Origin of the sequence: Thermomonas sp. XSG (assembly GCF_014678725.1) — a bacterium.
Lineage (GTDB): Bacteria > Pseudomonadota > Gammaproteobacteria > Xanthomonadales > Xanthomonadaceae > Thermomonas.
Genome location: NZ_CP061497.1, coordinates 2,735,699 through 2,760,401, shown reverse-complemented (window position 1 = coordinate 2,760,401; position 24,703 = coordinate 2,735,699). Strand labels below are relative to the sequence as shown.

Genomic DNA, 24,703 nt, shown 5'->3' with positions numbered 1-24,703 from the left:
GGGGATCAGCCGCGGCGCGCCGCCAGCACCCCCCTGGCGTCCTCCAGCGACAGTCCGCGCGCGCGCAGCAGCACCGTGAGGTGGTACAGCAGGTCGGCGGCCTCGCCCAGCAGGGCCGCATCCTCCTGGGCCACGGCCGCCAGCGCCGTTTCCACGCCCTCCTCGCCCACCTTCTGGGCGATGCGGCGGACGCCGTCCTCGAACAGCTTCGTGGTGTAGCTGCCCTGCGGGCGCTCGCGTTCGCGCTGGGCGATGAGTGCATCGAGCTCGGCCAATCCATCCGCCGGTGCGGCGGGGAAGCAGCTGGCACGCTGCAGATGGCAGGTTGGGCCGCGTGGATGCGCCTGCACCAGCAGGGTGTCGTCATCGCAATCGGCTTCGATGGATACCAATTCAAGCGCGTGGCCGGAGCTTTCGCCCTTGGTCCACAGCCGGCCCTTGCTGCGACTGAAAAACGTGACCTTGCCGCTGGCCAGCGTAACGCCAAGCGCTTCGCGGTTCATGTAACCCAGCATCAGCACGCGCAGCGTGGCCGCGTCCTGCACGATTGCCGGCAGCAGGCCATCCTGCTTGTCCCAGGCCAGCGCACCGATGTCGATCGTTGCAATGTTCACAGCCGCACCTCGATGCCCTGCCCGCGCAGGTACTGCTTGAGTTCCGGAATCGCGATGGCGCCGGAATGGAACACGCTGGCCGCCAGCGCGGCGTCCACGTCGGCGTCGATGAACACCTCGGCGAAATGGGACGTGGTGCCGGCACCCCCCGAGGCCACCAGCGGCACATGGCACACGGCGCGCGCCGCGCGCAGCTGGTCGATGTCGTAACCGGCGCGCACGCCGTCGCTGCCCATGCAGTTCAGGACGATCTCGCCGGCGCCGAGCTTCTGCGCTTCGACGATCCAGTCCAGCGTCAGGCGGCCCGGCGCGCGCATCGCATCCGGGCTGCCGGTGTGGCTGCGCACCCGCCACTGCCCGTCGTCCTCGCGTACCGAGTCGATGCCGACCACCACGCACTGCACGCCGAACGCCTCGGCCAGTTCTGAAATCAGCGCGGGCCGCTCCAGCGCCGGTGTATTGATCGAAATCTTGTCGGCGCCGGCGCGCAGCACCGCGCGCGCATCCTCGACGCTGCGGATCCCGCCGGCCACGCAGAACGGGATGTCGATGAGCCGCGCCACACGCTCCACCCAGTCGCGCGCCACGCTGCGCCCTTCCGGGCTGGCGGCGATGTCGTAGAACACCAGCTCGTCGGCGCCGGCATCGCGGTAGCGCAGCGCCAGATCGACGATGTCGCCCATGTCGACGTGGTCGCGGAAGCGCACGCCCTTGACCACGCGACCGTCGCGCACGTCGAGGCAGGGAATGATGCGGCGGCTCAGCATGCCAGCGCCCCGCGCAGGTCGACGCGGCCTTCCAGCAATGCCTTGCCCAGCACCGCGCCGCTGCATCCGGCCGCGCGCGCGGCGCCGAGATCGGCCACGTCGCGGATACCACCACTGGCCTGCAGGCGCAGGTCCGGGTGGCGTTCGCACAGGCGCCGATACAAATCGATGTTCGGCCCGGCCAACATGCCGTCACGGGCGATGTCGGTGCACAGCAGGTGCACCAACCCGGCATCGGCATGGCGCGCCAGCACCTCGTCGAGCGTCTCCTCGGCGACCTGCGTCCAGCCGTGCACCGGCAGGCGCCACGCCCCCGCCTCGTCCTGCCGTGCATCCAGCGCGACGGTGATGCGGTCGCCACCGAAATCCGCCAGCCATTCCGCCACGGTGCCGGGCTCGCGCACCGCCAACGAGCCGATCACCACCCGCGCGGCGCCGACATCGAGCAGGCTCGCCAGGCCCGCGCGGGAGCGCACCCCGCCGCCGGTCTGCACCTGCAGCCCGGTCTGCGCAACGATCGCGCGCAGCAGCGGCAGCAGGGTGTAACCGCCTGCCTTCGCCGCGTCCAGATCGACCAGGTGCAGCCACTTGGCACCGGCTTGCGCGTAGCGCACGGCGAATGCCAGCGGGTCGTCGCCGTAGCGGGTCTCGTCGGCGTAGTCGCCCTGGCGCAGCCGCACCACGCGGCCTTCGCGGACGTCGATGGCGGGATAGACGGTGAAGCTCATGTCGGGTTCCATTGCAGGAAATTGGCCAGCAGCCGCGCGCCGGTGGCGGAAGATCGCTCGGGGTGGAACTGCGCGCCGGCCACGCGCCCACGCGCAACCACCGCGGCGAAGCGTTCGCCGTGGCTGCAGGCGGCGATGCAATCCCCGGTGACGGGCGCGGCATAGCCGTGCACGAAATAGGCGCGCGCTTCACTGCCGATGCCGTCGAGAAGCGGCGATGCGGCGACCTGCTCGAGGGTGTTCCAGCCCATGTGTGGCACCCGCAGGCCCGGCCCACCGGCGAGTTTCCGCACCCGCCCGGGCAGCAGGCCAAGGCAGCCCACGCCGCCTTCCTCGGAAGATTCGAACAGCAGCTGCATGCCCAGGCAGATGCCCAGCAGCGGCACCTGCAACGCCGGCAGCACCTCGGCGAAACCGCGTTCGTGCAGCAGCGTCATTGCCGGCGCGGCCGCACCGACGCCGGGCAGCAGCACGCGTGGCGCGCCCGCAAGGTCATCCGCGTCGCGCACGATGCGCGGGGCTGCGCCCAGCCGTTCCAGCGCGTAGCAGACCGAGCCGAAATTGGCCCCGCCGGCATCGATGACGGCAACCTCCATCACAGCGTGCCCTTTGTCGACGGCAACTCCGCGCCTTCGCGGCGGATCGCCTGCCGCAGTGCCCGCGCCAGTGCCTTGAAGCAGGCTTCGATCTGGTGGTGATCATTTTCGCCCTGCACCTTCAGGTGCAGGTTCAAACCTGCGGCGTCGCAGAGCGAACGGAAGAAGTGCGGCACCAGCTCGGTGGGCAGGTCGCCCACGCGCTCGCGACGCAGCGCGCCATCAAAGACGAAATAAGGCCGGCCGGAAAAGTCCAGCGCGGCGCTGGCCAGGCATTCGTCCATCGGCAGGGTGAAGCCGTAGCGACCGATGCCGCGCTTGTCGCCCAGCCCTTCGCGCAGCGCCTGCCCCAGCGCCAGCGCGGTGTCCTCGACCGTGTGGTGCTCGTCGATGTGCAGGTCGCCTTCGCAATGGATGCGCAGGTCGAAGCCGCCGTGCTTGCCGATCTGCTCCAGCATGTGGTCGAAGAACGCCAGCCCGGTGGCGACCTGCGGCTCGGCTACGCGATCCAGATCCACTTCCACGCGGACCTTGGTCTCCTTGGTGTTGCGCACGACCATCGCCTGGCGCGGCGCATCGGCAAGCGCATGCGCAATCCCGGCCCAGTCCCAGTCGCCACCGAACTGTGCGGTGGCAAGCTGGAAGCCGCGGATCTTCAGGTTGTCGGCGAACTGGAGGTCCGTCTGGCGGTCGCCGACCATCGCGCTGCGCGCCCAGTCGATGCTCCGGTCCTGCAGCAAGGCCGTCATCATGCCGAGGCCGGGCTTGCGGTTCGGGCTGTTGTCGGCCGGCAGGCTGCAGTCGATCAGCTCATCGCGGAACACGATCCCCTGGCTTTCGAACACCTGAAGCATCAGCGCGTGCGGGCCGTCGAACGAAGCGCGCGGATACGCCTCGCTGCCCAGCCCGTCCTGGTTGCTGACGATCACGAACTGGTAGCCGGCATCGCGCAGCTTCAACAGCGCGGGGATCACGCCCTTGACGAAGCGCAGCTTCTCGAACGCATCGATCTGGAAGTCGGCGGGCTCCTCGATGAGCGTGCCGTCGCGGTCCACGAACAGGATCGGCTGCAGGCTCATGCCGCCACCCCCATGCGCGTCGCTTCCAGAGCAGCGAGCACACGGCGGCATTCCTCCATGCTGCCAACGGTGATGCGCAGTGCATCGCCCAGCTGCGCCATCGCACGCATGTCGCGCACCACCACGCCGGCCGACAGCAGCGCGGCGAACGCGGCGTCCGCGTCGGCGAACCGCACCAGCAGGAAATTGCCGGCGGAAGGATAGACCCGCCGCACCTGCGGCAGCATGCGCAGGCCGTCGGCCAGCCGCGCGCGCGCCTCGCGCACCGCCGCCATGCGGCTGAGGGTCAGCGCCAGTGTCGACGGCGCCAGCGCGGCCAGCGCCGCATCGACGACCGGCTGCGGCAGCGGATACGGCGCCTGCACGCGGCGCAGCGCCCCGATCAGCTGCGGGTTGCCAAGCACGCAACCCACCCGCGCGGCGGCCAGCGCATGCGCCTTCGACAGCGTGCGCAGCACGGCGATATTATCGTGCTGCTCCAGCAAGCGGGTCGCAGAGGGTGCATCGGCATACTCGATGTAGGCCTCGTCCACGATCACCAGGCAGCGTCCGCGCAGGCGCTGCGCAAGCGCCGCGATGGCGTCCAGTTCCAGCAACTCACCGGATGGATTGCCCGGCGAGCACAGGAACAACAGCGAGGCGGCGCTGGCCAGCGCGGCATCGCCCATCGCCGGCAGGTCCGCGCACAGGCCCGCCTCGGTCTCGCGCAGCGGCACCTCGACGATCTTCGCCCCGTGCAGGCGCGCGCACACCGCATACATCCCGAACACCGGCGGCGCGGTGACGATCGCGCCTCGGCCCGGCATGCAGAAGGCACGCAGCAGCAGGTCGATGCCTTCGTCGCTGCCGCGCCCGACCAGCAGCTGCGCCGGCGCCACGTCGTACAACGCCGCCAACCGCGCGCACAGCGCTTCCGGCTGCGGCTGCGGATAACGACGCAGGCGACCGCCGGCATCACTGCCGTTGGCCCACGCAGACTCGTTGGCGTTCAGCCAGACCGAGCCGGCCAGCGCTTCGCTGCGCGCCGACCTGTAGCCGGCGAAATCCCGCAGGTCCTCGCGCAGCAGCGCATTCACCGTCGCGCTCATACGGCCTGCTCCAGTCGCAACTCCACCGCCCGCGCATGCGCCTGCAGGCCTTCCGCATGCGCCAGCGTGGCGGCGCAGGGCCCGGCACTGGCTATCCCGGCGCGGCTGGCTTCCTGCACCGTGATCGCTTTCTGGAAACTGGCGACGGACAAGCCGCTCCACGCGCGCGCCGCGCCGCCCGTGGGCAGCACATGGTTGCTGCCGCTGCAATAGTCGCCCAGCGCTTCCGGGGTCCAGTCGCCGAGGAAGATGCTGCCGGCGTTGTGGATGCGTTCCAGCCAGCCGCGCGGCTCCCGCACCGCCAGGATCAGGTGTTCCGGCGCATACGCATCGCTGACTTCGATGGCCTGTTCGATGTCGCGCACCAGCACCAGCCGCGATGCCACCAGCGCACGCCGGGCGATGTCGGCGCGCGGCAGCCGCGCCAGCTGCGCATCGACCTCGACTGCCACCGCATCCCGCAGCGCCGGACTGTCGGTCAGCAGCAGCACCTGCGAGTCGGGGCCGTGCTCGGCCTGCGACAACAGGTCGGCAGCAACAAAGGCAGCGTTCGCGCAAGCGTCGGCGATGACCAGCACCTCCGACGGCCCGGCCGGCATGTCGATGGCCAGCCCGCCCGGCCGCTGCGCGGCCTGCCGCTTGGCCTCGTCCACCCAAGCGTTGCCGGGGCCGAACAGCTTGTCGCAGCGCGGCACGCTGTCCGTGCCCAGCGCCATCGCCGCGATCGCCTGCGCGCCGCCAAGCTTGAACACACGCAGGCCTGGCGCCTGCCGCGCCGCCAGCAGCACGGCGGGATCGGCGCTGCCGTCCGCACGCGGCGGCGTGCACAGGATGATCTCGCCGCAGCCTGCCAACCGCGCCGGGATGCACAGCATCAGCGCAGTCGACGGCAGCGGCGCACTGCCCGCGGGCACGTACAGACCGACGCGATTGATCGGGCGCTGCACGCGCTGGCACAACAGGCCGGGCGCGGTTTCCACTTCGTACGGCTGCGTGATGCCGGCGCCGTGGAAGGCCTCGATCCGCGCTGCCGCTTCAAGGATCGCAGCCTGCACGTTCGCCGGCACCTGCCCGGCGGCAGCTTCGAATTCCCCGGCGCCGACTTCGAAATCCTCCAACGAGACGCCGTCGAACTGCGCGGTGTAGTGGCGCAGCGCGCCGTCACCGCGTGCAGCCACCGCATCGAAGATCGCCCGCACACCCTCGCGCAGCGTGTCCGACACCGCCTGCACCGGGCGCCGCAGCACCGCAGTGCGCTCATCCGCGCCCAGCGCGTTCCAGTCGATCCGCTTCATGCCAGCATCCGCTCCACCGGCAGCACCATCAGGCCGCGCGCACCGGCGCGCTTGAGGTCTTCCAGCCGCTGCCAGGTCATCGCGCCGTGGCAGAGCGCCTGCAGCGCAAGCGTCTCGCTTCCATCGACCGCGCACATGGTCGGCGGCTCGGCATCGGGCAGCAGCTGCAATACCTGCGGCAGCGCTTCGCGCGGGGTCTGGAACAGCAGCAGCTTGCTGTCGCGGATGCGCAGCACACCATCCATGCGCCGCAGCAGCAGGTCGGCCAGCTCGGCGCGAACATCGCCAAACGGCGCCACCGGACCAGCCAGCACCGCCTCGCTGTGCAGGATGTCGAGCACCGGCTTGAGCTGGTTGGCGGCCAGCGTGGCGCCGCTGGAGACCAGGTCGCAGATCAGGTCGGCCTGGCCCAGGCGCGGCGCGATTTCCACCGAGCCGTTGAGCACCACGGTCTCGGCGTCCACGCCCTGGGCACGCAGCCACGCGCGCAGCTGGTTGGGATAGGTGGTGGCGATGCGCTTTCCGGCAAGTTGCGCCGGCCCCTGCCAATCCCAGCCTTCCGGCACGGCGATCGACAAGCGGCAGCCGCCGAAGCCCAGCGCGCGCCATTCGCGGAACACCGCCGGCTTGCCGGCCTCGGTGCGCTCGCCGGCCTGCTCCAGCAGCACGTTGCGGCCGACGACGCCCAGGTCGCAGACGCCATCGGCGATCAGGCCGGGAATGTCATCGTCGCGCACCAGCAGCAGGTCCACCGGCAGGGATTCGCCGTAGCAGAACAGCTTGTCGCGGCTTTCGCGCCAGCTCAAACCCGCGGACGCGAGCAGTGCGCGCGCCGGCTCGCTGAGGCGGCCGTTTTTCTGGATGGCGATGCGCAGGCGATCACGCCCGGCGGTTGTCGTTGCAGTGGTCATCGTGTGGACTCAGGAAGAAGTGTTGGCCAGGCCCAGACGGCTAGCGGCAACCCGATAGCCGCCGGCACCGCGCTCGAGGCAGCGCGCCACCCGCCCGATGGTGGTCACGCTGACCTTGGTGCGCTCGTGGATTTCGCGGTAAGGCACGCCCTGCAGCAGCTGCGGCACCACCCGCCAGCGGTCGCCCATCGCCTCCAATTCCGCCGGCGTGCACAGGTCATCGAGGAAGGCCCGGACCTCCTCCGCGCTTTCCAGCTTGGCCAGCGCCGTGGCCAGCGCGTCGATCGCGACCGCGGCGTCGTACTTGGGCAGGGGTTCGGGGCGTTGTTTCATCGAGGCCTCGGGGATGACGGCAGGACGCAAGGAACTGAACTGCCTGCATCAGTTGGATCAATGTATTAGCGTGTTAATACATTATCCCAAGGGCGCGCAGTTGGCAAGCCCGTTCTTGAGACATAAGCTGCCTCGTGTGCGCACGCTCATGATCCTGACCTTGTCAGCCGCGATAACGGCTCTGCCCGTGCGAGCAGCCGAGACGGAGGTTGCCCGGCGCGCAAATAGGGTTGAGGCGGATGTGCAGCAATCGCCGCGCCCGGATGATCTGGGATTCGCGACACGAATCCAGCGCAGCTACGACAGGAACTTCGGCGACATCGACAATGCGGGGCAACTGCGCAACCACAGCGACACCGACCTGAAGCGACATTGGGAGGCAGCAGAAACCGCGATCTTCTACACCAGCGCCGCGCACGTCACCGCTTCGGCGCAGCGCGTCCTCGGCGAAATGGAGCGACGCGGCCTTGCGGACAATCGGGCCAGATCACGCTTGTTCAATGCATTGCTGAGCGCAGGCCGCTTCGATGCAGCCCGCAGCTTCGCCGCACGGCATACAGATTCCGGCCTGCCCCAAGTGCCGGCGTTCCTCGACACCGACCCCGGCTTGCCGAGCGCATGGCGCTTCAGTAAGGACGGCAATACGCTGACGCGCACAGGTATCGATCTGCAGCCATTGCAGATCATCGTGGCGGCGGGTTGTCACTTTTCAGCCGATGCCGCCAACGACATCGCGAATGACCCAGTGCTTGGCCCGGTGTTCACGCGGCATGCGCGCTGGCTTTCGCTGCCCCCCGGCAACGAGGATCTGGATGCGCTACGGGAATGGAACCGCACCCATCCTCGGACCCCGATGCTGGCGATTCGTAACCGTGCGGAATGGGCCGTGATCCCGAAATGGAACATGCCGACCTTTGCCATCATCCAGGGCGGCAAGCTGATCGACAGCACCCGAGGTTGGCGCAGCGGAGACCCCGAATTCCGCAACAAGCTGGTTTCAATGCTCAGGCGTGCCGGCTTGCTGCAAGCCGGCACTGACTGAAGTCACAGCAAACCCTCAGCCCGCACGCACCGCCGCGAGGATGCTCCCGTCCGCCACCATCGCCACGGCGGCGGCCACTTCGCCATCCAGCGCGCGGTCGCGGTCCAGATAGGGAATGCGCGCGCGGATAGCGGCGTGGGCAGTGGCGACCGCCCTGCCCGGCTGGAATTCGCCGGAACGGGCGAGCTGTTCGCGCAGTGCGTCCACTTCGGCCAGGAATGCCGCGCGCTCGGCCGCATCGGGCAGCGGACCGCCACCGATCTTCGCAGCGAAGCCGCCGGCATCGCTGCGACGGGCCAGCTCGCGGGCGGCATTGATCATGTCGCGGCGCAGGTCCAGCGCCTGCGCGGCGGTGAACAGCTCGAGCCCCAGCACCTTACCCAGGTCCTGCGCCATCGCCAGCACGTGGCGCGCCTCGTTGGCACCCATCGAAACATGGTCTTCGGCATTGGCCGAGGTCGGGATGGAATAGACCGAGGCGGGCATCGCGCGGCTGGCGAGGTCGTTGACGATGGCCGCGGCGGTGTACTGCACGATCATGTGACCGGACTCGGTGCCGTCCTCGTTGCCGATCAGGAACGGCGGCAGGCCGTCATTGGTGGCCGGATCGACCAGCTTGTTGAGGCGACGCTCGCTGATTGAAGCCAGCACCGGAATCGCCGCCTTCAGGTAGCTCATCGCCAGCGCCAGCGGCATGCCGTGGAAATGGCCGGCGGAGATCACCTGCTCCTCAACGAACGCCGCGCCGGTCTTGTCCGGGAAGACCAGCGGGTTGTCGGTCACCGCATTGAGCTCGATCTCCAGCACCCGCTTGGCCTGCTCCAGCGCGTCGCGCACTGCGCCATGCACCTGCGGGATGCAGCGCAGCGAGTAGCTGTCCTGCGGCTGGTGCTTCTTGCCGCCGCGGAACGGCAGGAAGCGCTGGTAGAACTTCTCGCGGCCATGGCGCTGGGCGAAGCCCACCCAGTCCCAGCCGATGTCGAAGCCCAGCGCCTGCAGCGACGGGCTGTCCCAGCTGCCCGGCAGCCACTGGCGGAACTTCGGCACCAGGTGGTAGGCGATGTCGGACAGGGTGGAACCGTCCAACAGGCGTCGCAGGTTGGCGGCGGTCTGCACCTGCCCGGGATGCGGGCGCAGCGCGTGCACTTCCGGCGCGAACGCACCAAGGCGGCCGGCGAAAGCATCGATGGTCATCGCCGCGGCCAGGTCGGCTGTATCCAGCAGGTCTTCCAGCAGCTGCACCGCCAGCACGCCGGTGGCCAGCATCTGCGCGGTGCCGTTGTTCAGCGCCAGGCCTTCCTTGTACGACAGCTCGACCGGCTGCAGGCCCTTGCGCGCCAGCGCGTCGGCGCCCGGCATGCGCTGGCCGTCGACGAAGGCTTCGCCACCGCCCAGCAGAACGATGGCCAGATGCGACAGCGGCGCCAGGTCGCCGGAGGCGCCCACCGATCCCAGCTGCGGCACCACCGGCACGATGCCGGCATTGAGCATCGCCGCCAGCGCCTGCAGCGTCTGCACGCGGATGCCGGAATGGCCGCGCAACAGCGTGTTGATGCGGATGCACAGCATCGCCCGCACCACTTCCGGCGCAAACGGTTCGCCCACGCAGACCGCGTGGGTGACGATCAGATTGCGCTGCAGTTCGATATGCGGCGGCTGCCCGGACCGGGCCGCACCCGGCAGTTCGTCGCGCAGGCGGTGGCTGCCCAGCAGCTTGTCGGCATTGCTGCCGAAACCCGTGGAAATGCCGTAGATCGGCTCCTGCTTCGCCACCTGCTCCAGCAGGAACTCGGCGGCATGCGCCACCCGCTCCAGCGCCTGGGCATCCAGCGCCACCTGCGCGCCACGCGCCACCTCCACCAGCTGGGCACGGGTCAGCGACACCCCGTCCAGCCTGACGACATCCTTCATCACGCCTTCCCCGCCGTGCTGCGCAGCTGCTCGCGTTCCACCAGCAGGGCCGCGGCCAGCTCGGCCTCCGCCACCTCGAACTGTTCGCCGCGACGCAGGTCCTTGACTGTGACCACGCCGCGCGCGGCCTCATCCTCGCCGCGCATCACCACGAAGCGGATCCCGGCCTTGTCGGCGTACTGGAACTGCTTGGCCAGCTTGCGCGGCTCCAGCTGGGTCTCCACGTTGAGGCCGGCCGCACGCAGCCGCTGCGAGAGCGCCAGCGCATGCGCGAGCCCGGCGTCATCCAGCAGCGCCAGCAACACGTCCACCGAACTGTCGGCGGTGGCAACCAGGCCTGCGTCCTGCAACTGATAGAACAGGCGGGTCAGGCCGATGGAGATGCCGACGCCCGGCAGCTTCGACTTGGTGTAATGGCCGGCGAGGTTTTCGTAGCGGCCGCCAGAGCAGATCGAGCCGATCTGCGGATAGGCGTCGAGGGTGGTCTCGTAGACGATGCCGGTGTAGTAATCCAGCCCGCGTGCGATCGACAGGTTCAGCGCGTAGCGCGACTCCGCCACGCCCAGCGCCTTGAGCTGGTCGAGGATGGTGCGCAGCTCTTCGCGGCCTTCGTCGAACAGCGGCGTGCCGGCGCCCAGCGCATCGAGCTTGGCCAGCGCGTCGGCGTGGCCGTGCGAGCGCACCTGCGAGAACGACATCAACTTATCGATGACCTCCGGGCCGAGCCCGAAGCCCTCACCCGCCAGCGTTTCGCGCACGGCGTCCGCGCCGCGCTTGTCCAGCTTGTCCAGCTCGCGCAGCACCAGCAGCTGCGCCTCGCCCTCGATGCCGAGGCCTTCGAAGTAACCCCGCAGCAACTTGCGGTGGTTGAACTGGATGGTGAACTCGCCGATCGCCAGTCGCTCGAACACCGCTGCGATCACCGCCGGGATCTCAGCGTCGAAGCGCGGCGACAGGCTGTCCTTGCCGATCACGTCGATGTCGCACTGGTAGAACTCGCGAAAGCGCCCGCGCTGAGCGCGCTCGCCGCGGTACACCCGCTGCATCTGGTAGCGCCGGAACGGGAACGCGAGGTCGTGCTCATGCTCCGCCACATAGCGCGCCAGCGGCACGGTAAGGTCGAAGCGCAGCGCCAGTTCCGGCAAGCCCTCCGCCTGCTTCTCCAGCGCACCGGTGGACTGCACGAAGTACACCTGCCGCTCGGTTTCGCCGCCCGACTTGGTCAGCAGCACCTCGGACAGCTCCATCACCGGCGTTTCCACCGGCAGGAAGCCGAAGCGCTCGAAGGTCTGGCGGATGGTGTCGAGCATCCGCTGGAACGCGATCTGGTCGCGCGGCAGCAGTTCCATGACCCCGGTAGGGGTGCGTGGCTTGATCACGGTGGGGCTCCGGTGGCGCGGAAAACCGCTAGTTTAGCGGGCGCGACCTTTCCCCCGAAGGTCGGAAACGGCATATCGACGGTGGATGCATCGCGGGGGACTTGCCGAGGACGGGACATGTCCCTAAAATGCGCGGCTCAGCTGTCGGGGTGTAGCTCAGTCTGGTAGAGCGCTACGTTCGGGACGTAGAGGTCGCAGGTTCGAATCCTGTCTCCCCGACCAATCAAATCAAGCTGTTGCGTGAAACCGCCGAAAGGCGGTTTTTTCGTTTCCGGCGCCGGAACGACCGCCGCGGCCGCCTGTCGCTCCACGCACGATGGCCGCAGCCGCCGCCACAGTCCGTTTGCCGCGGTATCTCCGGCAATCGCAACCAAGGCAGCATGCAGGCATCCCCGGCCCCGGCGGGTCCAGGCCCGAATCGACCGCGGGACTCCATGCTCAGGCAGTGGGCCTGGCGGGTGGTGATGCCGCTCACGCTGGCGGTGTCCATTGCCTTCTGCCTGCTGGTCTATGGCGCCTGGCAGCTGTCGCACGGCCCCCTCGCCAGCGGCATGGGACCGGCGTTGTGGCTCAGCGGCCTGTTGCTGGTAGGCGCCCTGGCACTGGTGGTGGCACTCAGCTGGGACATCGCGATCCAGGTCCTGCGACCGCTGGATGAGCTGGGCGTCGCCATGGACAGGCTCGGTCGCGGCGAAGCGGTGCACGTGCACCCGGTGAAGCGGGAAGGCGCCATCCGCCGGCTGCAGCTGGGGGTCAACCAGGCATCAAAGCTGCTGGCCAGCGCACGCAACCGCATGCAGAGCGAGCTGGGACGCGCTTCCATCGAGCTGGCCGACAAGAACGCCAAGCTGGAGGCCGCCAGCCAGGCCCGCTCGCGCCTGTTGGCCGCTGCCAGCCACGACCTGCGCCAGCCGCTGTACGCGCTGACGCTGTTCTCTTCCACCCTGCGCGCAGGCGAAACCGACCCGGACAAGCTGGCGCGGATGATGCACATCGAGGAATGCGTGGCCTCGCTGGACCAGTTGTTCTCGGAACTGCTGGACCTGTCGCGGCTGGAAGCCGGCAGCATGCGCGCGGAGCCGGTGGACGTGTACCTGGATGGCGTCTTCGACGAAGTCAGCCGCAATTTCCGCATGCTGGCGGAGTCGCGCGGACTGCGCTTGGTGGTGCGCAAGACCGATGCGTGGGTGCACTGCGACCGCACCATGCTGGCGCGCATCCTCAACAACCTGGTCAGCAATGCCTTGCGGTACACCGATGCCGGCGGCGTGCTGATCGGGGTACGCCACCAGGCGTCCGGCAGGATCCGGGTGGACGTGTGGGATACCGGTTGCGGCATCGCCGCGGAACACCAGCACCGCGTGTTCGAGGAGTTCTACCAGGTCAAGCAGGCCGATACCCGCACCGGGGAGCGCAAGCGCGGTCTGGGCCTCGGGCTGGCGACCGTGCAGCGGCTTGCGAGCCTTGTGGATTGCCGGATCGACCTCGCGTCGCGGCTCGGCCGCGGTACGCGGGTGTCGATCACGCTGGAGCCCGGCACTGCGCGCGCGCCTGTCGGCAGCGACGGCATCGACATCCCGCTCGACCTCGGCGGCCTGCGCGTGCTTGCGATCGACGACGAGCCCGGCATTCTGGAAGGCCTGCGCGTCCTGCTGCAGGAATGGGGCTGCGATATCCGCACGGCCTCCGACGAGGCCGGTGCCCTCGCCCGCCTGTCCGGCTGGCCCGCCCCGCCCGACCTGGTCCTGAGCGATTTGCACCTACAGGACGAGCATAGCGGCTTGGAAGTATTGGGAGCGATCGCCAGTCACTACGGCGCCGACGCACAACATCCGCCTTTCGCGCGCCTGCTGGTGACCGGCGAAACCCGGCCCGAGCGGGTCGACGCGATCATGGCCAGCCATATCCCGGTGCTGTTCAAACCGGTGGCTCCGCACCGACTGCGCGAAGCCATGCTGGCGGCCGTGCTGGCAGCCCGCGCACGCACGGGAGACACCGCATGAGCACGGAGTTCGCCTACGACACCCTGGAATATCCGGCGCATGTGCTGCCGCAGATGCACCCGTCGCGGCTGGCCGCCATCGGTCGCCTGCATGGGCTGGACTGCGCGCCACCTTCGCGGTGCCGCCTGCTGGAGGTGGGATGCGGCGACGGCCTGCAGCTGCTGGCCCTGGCGATGGCGTACCCGCAGGCGCGCTTCGTCGGCATCGACATGTCGCGCAACGCGATCGCACGCGGCGAGGCAATGCGGCGGCGGCTGGGACTGGAGAACCTGCTATTGGTACAAGCCGACCTGACCCGCTGGGACCCCGGCCGGGAAGCCTTCGACTACATCACCGCGCACGGGTTCTACTCCTGGGTACCACCGCAGGTGCGCGATCACCTGCTGGCGCTCTGCCGGCAGCGGCTGGCCGACGCCGGCATCGCCTACATCAGCTACAACGCACTGCCGGGTTGCCACCTGCGCCGGGTGATGTGGGACATGCTGCGCCACCACTGCGCCGGCATCGAGGAGCCGACTGCGAGAATCGCCAGCGCACGGCAGTTCCTCGGCTGGCTGGGTGCGGCGGTCCCCGAGGGCAAGCCCTATGCCGAGGTTATCCGCGACGAGGCTGCCGACCTGCTGCGCCGCACCGACCACGCCGTGCTGTTTCACGACGACCTGGCGCAGATCAATGAGCCCCTGAGCATCACGGCTTTTGCCGCGCAGGCCCAGGCCCACGGCCTGCGCTTCCTGGCCGAAGCGGACTACCACGAGATGAGCGACGCCGCGCTGGCGCCGGAAGCACGCCCCGGGCTTGCTGCGCTCGCCGACGGCGACGTACTGCAGCGCGAACAGTACCTGGACTTCCTGAAGGGGCGCCGGTTCCGGCAGACGCTGCTCTGTCGCGCGGAGGCCGCTGTCATGCGCCCCGCCGAAGCAGATGCGACCCGGAGCCTGCATGCGGTCGGGCACCTGCAGCGCGACGCCGCGGACACGGACGATGCCGGAACCATCGGCTTCCGCAGCAGCGATGGCGCTGCGCTGAGCACCGACCACCCGGTGATCCAGGCGGCACTGGACGCCATCGCTGAAGCGTTCCCGCTGCCACTGGCCTTCCCCGACCTGCTGACGCGCGCGCGCGCGGCTGCCGGCAGCACGGCCGGTCCCGACGAGGATGCATCCGCGCTGGCGCAGGCACTGCTGAGCGGCTTCGAGCACGGTCTGTTGGGACTGCACTGCGAGCCCCCCCGGTTCGCGGCGGAGCCGGGCGCGAAGCCGCGTGCCAGCGCGCTGGCACGCCTGCAACTGGAGGCCGGCGCGGACTGCGTGGCCAGCCTCCGCCCATCGATGGTCCGCCTGGACAGCCGCCTGGCGATCGAACTCATCCAGCTGCTCGATGGCAGCCGCGACCACGTGGCGCTGCTCGATGACCTGGCGCTGCGGATGTCAGCCCTGCCGGCAGCGGAGGGAGAAGGCCCGGAGGCACTGCGTCCGGCGGCGTGGTGGCGGCAGAAGCTGGCGCCGCAGCTGGCCGACGGCCTGCACCAGGCGGCGAGGATGGCGTTGCTGGAGGCGTAGGCGGCGCCGTCGGCTCAGCGCACCACGTAGGTCTGGGTGTTGAGCTGCAACACCGCGTCGAACTGCACCTTTTCGTTGTCGTCACCCAGCTCCATCAACGCATCGACCCGGAAGCGCAAGGCGCGGTCCAGCTCGCGCTGCGGTTCCAGGGTGACGCGGATCCGGGTCAGCCGGCGTTCGTGCAGCGCGATCGCCTGTTCCAGCGAACGGCGGATGCGGTCGCGATCGTGCGGGCTGAGCAGGCTGTAGGAAGAGAAATCCAGGATGCCGTAGGTCAGCGACGAGGCGCGGCATTCCTTGAACACCTCAGGGATCATCCGCGCAGCTTCCGAACGGGTGTTGAGGAGGTTCTCCAGATCACGGGAAACGCTGTTGCGGATGTCGGTGATCGATACCCGACGACCGGTGTCCTCCGGCAAGGCCAGGTCGACCAGACGGTCCATCAGTCCACGCATGTCCTGCCCTCGTGGCGGATCCGGGAAAAGGCAGCGGCCCGTCGCGACATGCGCAACGGGCCGCGGAGACGCCCGCTATCAGGAGGCCTTGTTCAGCGCGCGATCGTACTGGGCGATGATGGCGCCCTCCAAGCTGCCGTCCGCCTTCTGCGGCATGTACTCGTACTTCATCTTGGTGTAGTTCAGGCTGAAGGAATCGATCGGGATCGAGGAGCCGCCCGCGTTGCCGCCGGTGGTGAACGAACTCACCATCACGTCCTCCAGGGTGATCTTGAAGTATTCGACCTGGCCACCCTTGCCGCCGGCCTTGCGCGCGGTCAACACGGCCTTCTTGATGTGGTCGCCGGTGGCCGCTGCCTTCACCAGCAACGGGCTCGCCTTGTCGGTCTGCTTGGTGAAGGTCAGGTCCTGGAAGTCGGCCTTGCCGGTGCCGCCGCCGCCGCCGCGCCCCATGTTGCCGGCGTTGCTGACGCCCCAGGTGAACGAATCGATTTCGATCTTGTCCTTGTGCTTTTCGTCGAGCGACTCGCCCTTGATGCCATCAAGCTCGAGCAGGTAATCGGAAGCCATCTTGGAATCTCCTCAGATTGGAAGGGAAAAGGGAAACAGGCGTCAGCGGGCCGACTTGGGCAGTTCCGCGACCAGGCGCAGGGACACGCTCAGTTCGTCCAGCTGGTAATGCGGGCGCAGGAATGCCACCGACTTGTAGGCGCCGGGCTTGCCCGGGATCTCCGCCACTTCGATGCGGGCCTCGCGCAGCGGGTACTGGGCCTTGGCCTCCTGCGAGGCGTTGTCGTCCAGCAGCACGTACTGCGAGATCCAGTTGTTGAGGAACAGTTCGACGCTGGACTTGGAGGCGAAGCTGCCGATCTTGTCGCGCATCATCGACTTCAGGTAGTGGGCGATGCGACTGACCGCGAAGATGTACTGCAATTGCGACGAAAGGCGCGCATTGGCGTTGGCGGCGTCGGTGTTGTACTCCTTGGCCTTCTGCGCCGACTGGGTGGAGAAGAACGCCGCGTAATCGGTGCCCTTGCAGTGCACCAGCGGGATCAGCCCCAGGTCTGCCAGTTCCTTTTCGCGCCGGTCGGTGATCGCGATCTCGGTGGGGCACTTCAGCGCCACCTCGCCATCGTCGGTGGCGAAGGTATGGGTGGGCAAACCCTCGACCAGGCCACCACCCTCCACCCCGCGGATCGCCGCGCACCAGCCGTACTTCGCGAAGGCATCGGTCACCTTGGTGCCCAGCGCGTAGGCGGCGTTCATCCACAGGTACTTGTTGTGGTCGGTGCCATCGGTGCGTTCGACGAAGTTGAACGCCTCCACCGGCGCGGTGTCCGGCCCGTAAGGCAGCCGGCCGAGCACGTGCGGCATCGCCAGGCCCACGTAGCGGGAGTCCTCGGACGCACGGAAGCTCTTCCACTTGGCGTATTCGACGGTGTCGAAGATCTTCGATAGGTCGCGCGGACCGGACAACTCGGTGAAATCGTCGAAGCCCAGCAGCTCCGGCGAGGCCGCGCTGAGGAACGGCGCATGGGCTGCGGCGCAGACATGCGAGATCTCCTCCATGAGATACATGTCCTCAGGATGGCGGCCGAACTCGAAGTCGCCGATGAGGGTGGCGAAGGGCGCGCCGCCGAAGGTGCCGTACTCCTCTTCGTAGAGCTTCTTGAACAGGTTGCTCTGGTCGAAGTCCGAAGCGTTCTTGAAGTCCTTCACCAGCTCCTTCTTGGTCGTGTTGAACACCTTGATCTTCAGGGTGGTGCTGGTCTCGGAGTTGTCGACCAGGTACTTCAATCCGCGCCAGCTGCCTTCCAGCTGCTGGAACTCCGGCGCGTGCATCACCGCCGACAGCTGGTCGGACAGCACCCGGTCGATCTCGGCGATGCGCGCATCCAGCGCACCGATGGCGTCCTTGGACAGGGTCATCGCGCCGTCGCTGACCTGGGCAACCAGCTCGGCGATCAGGTCGCGGGCGCGGGTGCGCTCGCTGTCGGAGCGGGCGATCTTGCTCTGGGTCAGGATCTGGTCGAGGAGGCCGCCCTCGGCGGCTTCGGCGGTGGCGGCGGGCGCCGCGAGGGTTTCGGTATTGGCCATGATGTCGTGTGCTCGCTGCTGGTCGTGATCGTCGGTTGCGGGTGGACGCTCAGTCGTCGGACCGGGGGCCGACTTCCTTGCTCAGCTGGGCGATCTTGTCGGTGTTCTGCAGGACCTCGTTCAGCAGGTCCTCGAACTTGTCGTTGCCGGCCGCCTTGTTGCGCAGGTCGGCGAGCTTCTGGCGCGCCTCAAGGAGCTTGCGCAGCGGTTCGATCTGGTTGGTCACGCGCTCCGGCGAAAAATCCTCCAGGCTGCGGAAGTTCAGTTCGACCGCCAGCTTGGAACCGTCGTCGGCGAGCTTGTTGTCCACCTGCACCTGCACGCGCGGCTTCATGCCCTTGAGTACGTCGTCGTAGTTGTCCTTGTCGACGTTGACGAACTTGCGGTCCTTCATCTTCGCCAGCGGCTCCGCGGGCTGACCGCTGAAGTTGCCGATCACGCCGGCCACGAACGGCAGTTCCTTCTTCTCGATCGCATCCCCCACCTCGACGTCATAGGTGAGTTGCACGCGCGGAGCGCGAACGCGATCGAGCTTGTGCTGGGTGCTTTCCTTCTTGGCCATGAGATTCCCCGGGCATGTTGGGTGTTGCGGGTGTCTGGGCCGGGATCGCGGCAAGTACGCAGCGCGCCCCGGGACATGCAATCGAGTCTAGGAAGCGCGCCGCGGCCGCAACATCCGTCGGACGGCCAGACTTGGGCATATGCCGTTCGACGTGGACGCGGGCGCCCCACCCAGCCCCGCGCCATCAGTAGCTGGGCGGCAGGCCGACCCGTTCACGGATGGAAGACAGCGTGCCTTCGTCGCGGATCACTTCCGCCAGCCACTGCTCCAGCGGCATGTTGGCCCAGGTCACTGCGCGATCCAGCAGATAGGCCACCGGGCTGTGCGGCTCGGTGCGCCGGAAGAACCCGGCAATGTCGTTGAGCGCGCGGAGCGCGGCTTCCTTCGAGGCGAGGCTGCCGCCGCCAAGCTCCAACGCCCCCGCCGGGGCCCCACCGTTACCGCCCGCTTCGCTGGCAGCAACACCGGTACCCGCCTCCGCATCGGCGGCTTCGATCCCGCCCATGCCCTTGGCCGCCGCCACCCGCGCATAGATGGTCTGGATCTTCTTCAGCGCATCGTCCAGCGCGCCGAGGCTGGGGGCTTCGCGACCGAGCCGGCCATCGGCCATGGCGCTGAAGCGGGCAAACGCCTCGCGGGCCGCCTGGACCATGTCGCTGCGCTCGCGGACCAGCGCTTCGGAGATTGACTGCATCCGGGTGTCGAAGGTTTCTCCATTGATCCGGCCTTCGTCCAGCGCGGCCTGGTAGGCCTCGGCGTTCTGGCGACCAAGGTTGTCGACCTCGCGCGAGTCGATCCAGCCGGCCAGCGTCAACGCCGCTTGCGGATCGTCATTGAGCAGCATGGTCTGCAGCACGCGGCCGCCGTAGTTGGCGAACCAGGCCAGTTTGCCGGCACGCTCTTCCAAGTCGCCATCCTCGGCACGCGGATACAGGCCATCCCAATAGGTATCCAGCAGCCCCGTCAGCAGGTCGAAGGCATCCCGCGCGCCCTCCAGCCCGTGCCGTGCGATGGCCGCCTCGGCCAGCCAGACCGCGGCCTGCAGGTCCTTGCTGGTGCGCAGCAGCACGTCTTCCGAGAGGCTTTGCGCCTCGCGCCAGTCGGCCACCTTGAGCTCGGTCTGCCAGTCGCCCTGGGCAAGGTTGGGGTCATCGGCGCGGCGAGCCTCGCGGATGCGGTCGAACTGGTCGGAAAAGCTGGCATCGCTGCCGGCGGGATCGCTGCCGGGGATCGGCGCGAGGAGTTCGGTGACATCGATGGCCATGGGCCCTCCGTTTGCGGTTATTCGAGGATCTCGCTGGGCACTTCCGCGCGCGCGGTGCTGGCACCGAGGTAGCGCTGCATTTCGTCGGACAGGTCTGGCTTGAGGAATACCCGCGCGCCGCGGAAGCCGGCCGTCGCCAGCTTCTGCCGCAGCTGGCTCCACTGCGCGGGGCTGTAGCTGGCACGGAAGTCCTCCAGCCCGTAGGCGTGCGAACCGGTGGCGAAGTCGCGGATCAGTTCGGCGAAGCCGTCGGCATCGGCATAGGTGCGCACCAGTTCAAGCTCTTCCGGCGGCGCCGCCTGCATCGCGCTGGTGTCCGGATCGAATTCCTGCACCACTTCGCCACCTTCGGCCGCCGGCAGTGCAATGGCGATGCGCAGCCGCGCCGACAGGCAGCTGGATGGCGACCAGAATACCTGTGCGGTGGCTTCCGCCAGCGACGCGCCGGCCGAACTTGCGCGATAGACACGCTCGCGGCATTCGACCTCGAACACCGTGCCGGAAGGCCCCTCGTCCAGCGCGCCAAGCTGGCTGGGCTGCACCAGGGTGAAGCTGCCGGCCAGGAACGGGGCGACGTCACCCAGCACCGGCAGGAACTTGCGCTCGGCCGCCACCATGCCCTGATAGGCGGCGGTCAGCGGCATCGCCACGCCATCCACCTTGACCGGCAGGCGCTCCTTCTCGCTGATGAAGGGCTTGAGCCAGTCGTTGACGAACGCACCCAGCTTGCCCTGGGGCCCGTACAGCGCCTCGACCTGCTGGGCAGGCGGCAGTGCCGCCAGCGGCTTGACCACGCTTTCGCGCCAGCGCTCCTGCACGAATTCGCCGGCGCGATGGACGGTGAGGAACAGCAGCAGCCGGGCCGGCCCCTGCACCACCGACCACGCGGCCAGGTCATCGCCCTTGAACGCGGTGGCGTACTTCTCGGCGGGCTTGTCCACCGCCGCGATCAACTCGCCGTACTCGCTGGCGGGCGGCTTCTCGGCCTTGCCCTTGCTGGCGAACAGGTCGGAAGCGAGCTGATACACGTCCTCGCCGGAACCATCGGCCTGCAGCCGAAGATAGGCACGCGCGTACTCCGCATCCTGATCAGCCAACACCGTGGCCTGCGTATCGCGCATCGCCAGCATCCAGACCGGCGGCTGGATCTTTTCGCCGCCGAAGCGGAAAGAGCCGGTGATGAAGCGACCGAATGGCCGCCACGACGACAGCCATTTCGCCTTCATCTGGGCCCACGTCAGCGCCCAGCGCGACGAGAGCGGCCAATCGAGGGGCAGCTCATACAGGTTGCGCTGGGCGGATTCAAAAAAAAGTGCGTAGGGGTTCTGCTTGCTGCCGGCACGTGCCAGCAGCTCGCCGTAGCGACCGCGCCACAGACCGAGCCCCTCCTGGAAGCGCGACTGGTACTTCGCCCACTGCGCGAAGTAGTCGCGGAAATAGGCATCGCGCAGGTCGTCGATGCGGCTCGCACGTTCCGGTGCCTGCGCGCGCAGGGTCGCCAGCATGGGTTGCACCACGCCTTCCCAGGCGTCGGTGGTATAAGCACTGGAGACACCGGCCATCTGGTCCGCGTCGGTGCCGACCACCGCCCCCTGGGGCAACCAGTGGCTCCCAAGATCGATGGCTCTGCCGCGGGCGTCCGCCCATTTGCGCAAATCGGGTGCGCGCGGCGTGTAGTTCGCCAGCAGCCGGGTCAGCAGGCCCTGGAGCCGCGCCTGCTCGGCGTCACGAAGGTTTTTTTTTTGCCACCGCAGGTAGCCGAGGTAGGTGGCGAACAGCGCGTCCGCGTTGGCCCGGTCGCGGCGCGTGTCGTTGTCGGCACTGACGAAGGGGGCGAACAGCCGCGAACGAGCGTCGAAACTCACGTTGTTCGGCAGCTCGCGCGCGCGGCAGGCCTCGGCACCGGAAGTACACTCCTCCAGCAGGCGCAGGCGCTGGGTGATCGCCAGCACGTGTTCGATGCCGGCGCGGCGCTGGTCGATGTCGGTGGCCAGCATCTGGTCCTCCGGCGCCAGGATCAGATTGGCGAAATCGTCGACCACGCGCTGCTTGAGGCGGGCGATGTCACTGTCGGCGCGGCGGATGCCGAAACTCAGCAGAGCCTCGCCCTGCGCCGCTTCCAGCGCTTCGATGGTGCGACCGCAGCTGGCCACCCATTCGATGCGGCCGGTGGACGTGCGGTTGGCCACCTCGGCGCAGGCGCTTCGCGTCTGCGCGAGCAGCGCGGCATCATCGCGATGCGCGGCTTTCAGGCCGTAGGCAAACGAAGCCGAAAGCCCCAGCATCGCCAGCACGCCGGCGCCTGCAATCGCGATCCGGCCGGCGCTGCCGCGGAAACTGGTGCCGGCCAACGGCTGGTCGCTGGGCAGGAATCGGGTGAACAGGTCGGCCACGAAACCGCCGCCGCGATGGGCCGCATTGGCCGCCGCGGCGAAGTACAGGCCGCGCCAGCGTGGGGTGCGCTGGAACGGGTTGTCTTCCAGCATCAGCCCGACAAACCGCACCAGTCCGTCGTGCGCCAGCCGCAGCGATTCGACGAAATCGAACAGGGCGCGGCGCTGCTGCGCGGTGTGCTGGGCACGCAGCGCGGTCATCCGCAGGGCGTGCAGGCGCTCCTCGATCGGGCGCAACACGTCGTCGAGGCGGCCGCTGGCGGCGGCGCTGACCACTTCGTTTTCCGAGAAACGATGGCCCAGTGCCTGCGCGAACGCTTCCGTCGGCAGGCTGGCGCGCAGCTGTTCGTAACCGGCCAGGCGCTCGAGCCCGGTGACCACGAAGTACACCGGCATCTGCACCTGCAGATGCTCCATCGCCTCGTCCACCAGCCGGCGCAGGCGGGTGGCGGTATCTTTCAGCGCTTCCGCCGGACCCAGCAGGGTCTGCACCGCCACCGCCACCACGATGCCGTTGAGCGGCAGCTTCTCGCGCTCGTCCGCCAGCTTCATCAGCGCCTGGTACCACAGCCCCCGATCCAGCCGCGCGCCGGTATCGCAGACCACCCGCGGATGCATCTCGATGGCGATCATCGACTTGTGGAACCACCAGCGCCAGACATCGTCGGCCGCCATCGCCGCCTGCTCGGAGGCCGGGAACGGCGACACCTCGCTGCCGGCACGCAACAGGCCATCGACGTTGGCATCGGCATCGCCGATGAACATCAGCCACGGGATCCGGTACAGCGGAGTGCGGCCCTGCGCGATCTCCGGTGCCCGCGCGATGGTGCGCTTGGCCTCGGCGATCGCGGCGGCCATCTTCGCCACCGGCTCGCGCTCGTCCTCGGCATTGCCGGGACCAAGGTCGCCGATGCGCTTGCGGGTACGCCCCTTCAACGACGCCTTGCGCTGGCCGGCCATGAACCACCACAGCACCACCAGCACCACCACGCACAGGCCCAGCACCTGCCAGAAGCGCATCGGCAACTGCGGCAGGATGGCCAGCGCCAGGAACACCAGCCCGGCCAGCACCACCAGCAGCAACAGGGTGAGCGCGATACGCCGCAACCACGGCGACTTCGCGCCCTCCGCCCCCTTCGAATACAGCGATCCGATCCGCGCGAACACGTTGCCGACGGTGGAGAACAGGTTTTCCACGAAGCTGAGCGGATTCACGGCGCCACCTCCTCGGTGGCCGCTTCCGGCACCGGCGCGGCGCACGCGGCCAGCGCGGCCTGCTTGCGCGCAGGATCGGTCTCCGGCTCGGTCTGCATGAACAGGTGCGACGCCACCAGCTTGGCATTGCCGTGGTTGTCCTCCAGCATCCGGCGCAGCATCGGCAGGTACTCCTGGGCGGTCTGGATCTCCGGCAGCGCCTCCCGGTAGAGCGGCGTGGGCGAGGCGATCACCGTGATCAGCTCCTGCCCGAACGGCGGGCAGACGGTCCAGGTCTTGCTGGCGGACGCGCCGACTTCGAACTGCTCCAGCGCGCGGATCACGCGCCCGCTGTCGGGCTCGCCGGCGTTGGGGTAGATGTGTGCGACGTCGCCGTTGACAGTGAAGTAGTCCACGTAGAGATAGCCCTCGTAGTTGGCCTGCTGCAGCTTGACCACGACTTTCTCGCCTTCGATGAAGCGGTCTGAATGGCCGGTGCTGGGGGTGATGGTGAGGTCGTGGCCGCTGTCGTCGTTGCGCGCCTTGTACGGCGCCAGCACCTTGACCACCTCGCAGTGCGGCCAGATCCGCAGCTGCAGCTGGGCGTCGACCGACTTCACCCCTTCGATGGCCGCCACCTGCTGCTTCACCGCGGCCATGTCGTCGGGACGGGACACGTAACCGGAAAGCCGGACCTTGCCCTTGTCCTCATCGGTGTTCGCGCTGAGATCGGAGCATTCGAACTTCGCCAGCACCTGCTGCACCGGCAGCGTGATCGATGGCTTCGGCGAGGCGAGCAGGATCCAGACCAGATATGCCACCGGGATCAGCAGCGCGACCAGCGCGCCGAGGCGCAGCAGGGTGCGATCCCACTGCCGCGGCAACCGCGGGCCGGACGGATCGGCGACGCCATAGGGCTGCGGGGTGATCTTCTCCTCGCGCAGGGTGTGCGTGGGCGCCGGCGCCACCGGCAGCTGGCGGCCGTGCAGCTCCTTGAGCTTGCCCAGTTCGCCGGTATCCCCGGTCTCGTAGTAGTACTGGCCGACGAAACCCACCAGCAAGGCGTGGTAATAGACCTCGCGCACCTCGTCCTGGTCCTGCTTGAGCGCGGACAGGTGGCTGAAGAACTCGTTGCCGGCATTGTTGGTGGTGAACATCGCCACCTGCAGCGGGGTCACGCCGCTGGTCAGCCACACCGGGTTGCGGGCCATGATCTCGTCGATCCAGGCCACCACCGCGAAGGCGGCATCATCGACCTGCTCCGGGCGCTTGCCATCCGCCAGCGCGGAGGCCCTGGCGCGTTCGATCAGCTCGCGGGCACGCGCGGCCACCGTCGCCGCCGCATCGGCGGCCTGCCCGCTGGCGACGCTTTCGTCCAGCGCCAGGCCGAACGAGAACACCGGGGCGAAATGATGCAGGAGTCGGGCCATGGC

General features: G+C 68.4%; 21 protein-coding genes and 1 tRNA gene. 4 read left to right on the top strand and 18 right to left on the bottom strand.

Translation table 11 applies throughout. From position 1 onward, the window contains the following. Nucleotides 1–5 precede the first annotated feature (5 nt). The 9 genes from hisIE to ICG51_RS12870 are packed head-to-tail and all read right to left on the bottom strand — an operon-like array spanning nt 6 to nt 7,411. The gene (hisIE, locus tag ICG51_RS12910) at nt 6–614 is read right to left on the bottom strand and encodes a bifunctional phosphoribosyl-AMP cyclohydrolase/phosphoribosyl-ATP diphosphatase HisIE (RefSeq protein WP_190280740.1); all 609 of its coding nucleotides are present in this window, start codon (nt 612–614) and stop codon (nt 6–8) included. After that, the gene (hisF, locus tag ICG51_RS12905) at nt 611–1,381 is read right to left on the bottom strand and encodes an imidazole glycerol phosphate synthase subunit HisF (protein ID WP_190280739.1); all 771 of its coding nucleotides are present in this window, start codon (nt 1,379–1,381) and stop codon (nt 611–613) included. Before hisF ends, hisIE begins: the two co-directional genes overlap by 4 nt. Beyond that, the gene (gene hisA / locus ICG51_RS12900) at nt 1,375–2,109 is read right to left on the bottom strand and encodes a 1-(5-phosphoribosyl)-5-[(5-phosphoribosylamino)methylideneamino]imidazole-4-carboxamide isomerase (protein WP_190280738.1); all 735 of its coding nucleotides are present in this window, start codon (nt 2,107–2,109) and stop codon (nt 1,375–1,377) included. The genes hisF and hisA overlap by 7 nt, the downstream gene beginning before the upstream one ends. Continuing rightward, complete coding sequence (hisH, locus tag ICG51_RS12895) at nt 2,106–2,708, bottom strand: imidazole glycerol phosphate synthase subunit HisH (protein ID WP_190280737.1); 603 nt, start codon at nt 2,706–2,708, stop codon at nt 2,106–2,108. Before hisH ends, hisA begins: the two co-directional genes overlap by 4 nt. After that, nucleotides 2,705–3,778 carry a bifunctional histidinol-phosphatase/imidazoleglycerol-phosphate dehydratase HisB gene (hisB, locus tag ICG51_RS12890; protein WP_190282484.1) on the bottom strand — a complete coding sequence of 358 codons (1,074 nt, stop codon included), beginning with the start codon at nt 3,776–3,778 and terminating at the stop codon, nt 2,705–2,707. Before hisB ends, hisH begins: the two co-directional genes overlap by 4 nt. A gap of 2 nt (nt 3,779–3,780) precedes the next feature. Next, a complete protein-coding gene (hisC, locus tag ICG51_RS12885; RefSeq protein WP_190280736.1) occupies nt 3,781–4,872 on the bottom strand; it encodes a histidinol-phosphate transaminase in 1,092 nt (363 codons plus the stop codon). Further along, nucleotides 4,869–6,167, bottom strand: coding sequence for a histidinol dehydrogenase (gene hisD, locus ICG51_RS12880; RefSeq protein ID WP_190280735.1), 1,299 nt, complete (start codon nt 6,165–6,167; stop codon nt 4,869–4,871). The genes hisC and hisD overlap by 4 nt, the downstream gene beginning before the upstream one ends. Then, nucleotides 6,164–7,078 (bottom strand): ATP phosphoribosyltransferase, encoded by a 915-nt coding sequence (hisG, locus tag ICG51_RS12875; protein ID WP_190280734.1) that lies wholly within the window; start codon nt 7,076–7,078, stop codon nt 6,164–6,166. The genes hisD and hisG overlap by 4 nt, the downstream gene beginning before the upstream one ends. A 9-nt stretch (nt 7,079–7,087) precedes the next feature. Then, on the bottom strand, nt 7,088–7,411 hold the full coding sequence (locus tag ICG51_RS12870) for a YerC/YecD family TrpR-related protein (protein WP_190280733.1): 324 nt from the start codon (nt 7,409–7,411) through the stop codon (nt 7,088–7,090). Between the two features lie 13 nt (nt 7,412–7,424). Here ICG51_RS12870 and ICG51_RS12865 point away from each other — a divergent pair, with 13 nt between their 5' ends. Continuing rightward, nucleotides 7,425–8,453 carry a hypothetical protein gene (locus ICG51_RS12865; RefSeq protein ID WP_190280732.1) on the top strand — a complete coding sequence of 343 codons (1,029 nt, stop codon included), beginning with the start codon at nt 7,425–7,427 and terminating at the stop codon, nt 8,451–8,453. Between the two features lie 15 nt (nt 8,454–8,468). Here the strand turns inward: ICG51_RS12865 and ICG51_RS12860 are convergent, their stop codons facing one another. Continuing rightward, nucleotides 8,469–10,364, bottom strand: coding sequence for an aromatic amino acid ammonia-lyase (locus ICG51_RS12860; protein WP_190280731.1), 1,896 nt, complete (start codon nt 10,362–10,364; stop codon nt 8,469–8,471). Continuing rightward, the gene (gene hisS, locus ICG51_RS12855) at nt 10,364–11,743 is read right to left on the bottom strand and encodes a histidine--tRNA ligase (RefSeq protein WP_190280730.1); all 1,380 of its coding nucleotides are present in this window, start codon (nt 11,741–11,743) and stop codon (nt 10,364–10,366) included. The genes ICG51_RS12860 and hisS overlap by 1 nt, the downstream gene beginning before the upstream one ends. A 145-nt stretch (nt 11,744–11,888) precedes the next feature. On the opposite strand from hisS, the gene ICG51_RS12850 reads away from it, so the two are divergent. The 3 genes from ICG51_RS12850 (at nt 11,889) to ICG51_RS12840 (ending at nt 15,305) form a co-directional block, all read left to right on the top strand. Then, nucleotides 11,889–11,965, top strand: a tRNA-Pro gene (locus tag ICG51_RS12850). A 212-nt stretch (nt 11,966–12,177) separates the two neighbouring features. Further along, nucleotides 12,178–13,746, top strand: a complete 1,569-nt coding sequence (locus ICG51_RS12845; RefSeq protein ID WP_190280729.1) for a hybrid sensor histidine kinase/response regulator — start codon at nt 12,178–12,180, stop codon at nt 13,744–13,746. Then, entirely contained in the window at nt 13,743–15,305 is a 1,563-nt protein-coding gene (locus ICG51_RS12840) for a class I SAM-dependent methyltransferase (protein WP_190280728.1), read from the top strand. The genes ICG51_RS12845 and ICG51_RS12840 overlap by 4 nt, the downstream gene beginning before the upstream one ends. A gap of 14 nt (nt 15,306–15,319) precedes the next feature. Here the strand turns inward: ICG51_RS12840 and tssE are convergent, their stop codons facing one another. From tssE to ICG51_RS12805, 7 genes are all read right to left on the bottom strand, one after another. Beyond that, nucleotides 15,320–15,760, bottom strand: a complete 441-nt coding sequence (gene tssE / locus ICG51_RS12835) for a type VI secretion system baseplate subunit TssE (protein WP_190280727.1) — start codon at nt 15,758–15,760, stop codon at nt 15,320–15,322. 78 nt (nt 15,761–15,838) lie between these two features. Continuing rightward, nucleotides 15,839–16,330 (bottom strand): type VI secretion system tube protein Hcp, encoded by a 492-nt coding sequence (locus ICG51_RS12830; RefSeq protein ID WP_190280726.1) that lies wholly within the window; start codon nt 16,328–16,330, stop codon nt 15,839–15,841. A 42-nt stretch (nt 16,331–16,372) separates the two neighbouring features. Further along, entirely contained in the window at nt 16,373–17,857 is a 1,485-nt protein-coding gene (tssC, locus tag ICG51_RS12825) for a type VI secretion system contractile sheath large subunit (protein WP_190280725.1), read from the bottom strand. A gap of 49 nt (nt 17,858–17,906) precedes the next feature. After that, complete coding sequence (tssB, locus tag ICG51_RS12820) at nt 17,907–18,419, bottom strand: type VI secretion system contractile sheath small subunit (protein WP_190280724.1); 513 nt, start codon at nt 18,417–18,419, stop codon at nt 17,907–17,909. Between the two features lie 184 nt (nt 18,420–18,603). Next, complete coding sequence (gene tssA, locus ICG51_RS12815; RefSeq protein ID WP_190280723.1) at nt 18,604–19,683, bottom strand: type VI secretion system protein TssA; 1,080 nt, start codon at nt 19,681–19,683, stop codon at nt 18,604–18,606. Between the two features lie 17 nt (nt 19,684–19,700). Beyond that, nucleotides 19,701–23,291: a type VI secretion protein IcmF/TssM N-terminal domain-containing protein gene (locus tag ICG51_RS12810; protein WP_190280722.1), complete on the bottom strand. Its 3,591-nt coding sequence runs from the start codon at nt 23,289–23,291 to the stop codon at nt 19,701–19,703. Next, nucleotides 23,288–24,700 (bottom strand): DotU family type IV/VI secretion system protein, encoded by a 1,413-nt coding sequence (locus ICG51_RS12805; RefSeq protein ID WP_190280721.1) that lies wholly within the window; start codon nt 24,698–24,700, stop codon nt 23,288–23,290. The genes ICG51_RS12810 and ICG51_RS12805 overlap by 4 nt, the downstream gene beginning before the upstream one ends. Nucleotides 24,701–24,703: the final 3 nt, after the last annotated feature.

Coding starts and splice junctions, on each gene's coding strand:
- hisF (WP_190280739.1), bottom strand. CDS start 1,381: ATGCTGAGCCGCCGCATCATTCCCTGCCTCGACGTGCGCGACGGTCGC.
- hisA (WP_190280738.1), bottom strand. CDS start 2,109: ATGAGCTTCACCGTCTATCCCGCCATCGACGTCCGCGAAGGCCGCGTG.
- hisC (WP_190280736.1), bottom strand. CDS start 4,872: ATGAGCGCGACGGTGAATGCGCTGCTGCGCGAGGACCTGCGGGATTTC.
- hisD (WP_190280735.1), bottom strand. CDS start 6,167: ATGAAGCGGATCGACTGGAACGCGCTGGGCGCGGATGAGCGCACTGCG.
- hisG (WP_190280734.1), bottom strand. CDS start 7,078: ATGACCACTGCAACGACAACCGCCGGGCGTGATCGCCTGCGCATCGCC.
- ICG51_RS12870 (WP_190280733.1), bottom strand. CDS start 7,411: ATGAAACAACGCCCCGAACCCCTGCCCAAGTACGACGCCGCGGTCGCG.
- ICG51_RS12865 (WP_190280732.1), top strand. CDS start 7,425: ATGACGGCAGGACGCAAGGAACTGAACTGCCTGCATCAGTTGGATCAA.
- ICG51_RS12860 (WP_190280731.1), bottom strand. CDS start 10,364: ATGAAGGATGTCGTCAGGCTGGACGGGGTGTCGCTGACCCGTGCCCAG.
- ICG51_RS12845 (WP_190280729.1), top strand. CDS start 12,178: ATGCTCAGGCAGTGGGCCTGGCGGGTGGTGATGCCGCTCACGCTGGCG.
- ICG51_RS12840 (WP_190280728.1), top strand. CDS start 13,743: ATGAGCACGGAGTTCGCCTACGACACCCTGGAATATCCGGCGCATGTG.
- tssE (WP_190280727.1), bottom strand. CDS start 15,760: ATGCGTGGACTGATGGACCGTCTGGTCGACCTGGCCTTGCCGGAGGAC.
- ICG51_RS12830 (WP_190280726.1), bottom strand. CDS start 16,330: ATGGCTTCCGATTACCTGCTCGAGCTTGATGGCATCAAGGGCGAGTCG.
- tssC (WP_190280725.1), bottom strand. CDS start 17,857: ATGGCCAATACCGAAACCCTCGCGGCGCCCGCCGCCACCGCCGAAGCC.
- tssB (WP_190280724.1), bottom strand. CDS start 18,419: ATGGCCAAGAAGGAAAGCACCCAGCACAAGCTCGATCGCGTTCGCGCT.
- tssA (WP_190280723.1), bottom strand. CDS start 19,683: ATGGCCATCGATGTCACCGAACTCCTCGCGCCGATCCCCGGCAGCGAT.
- ICG51_RS12805 (WP_190280721.1), bottom strand. CDS start 24,700: ATGGCCCGACTCCTGCATCATTTCGCCCCGGTGTTCTCGTTCGGCCTG.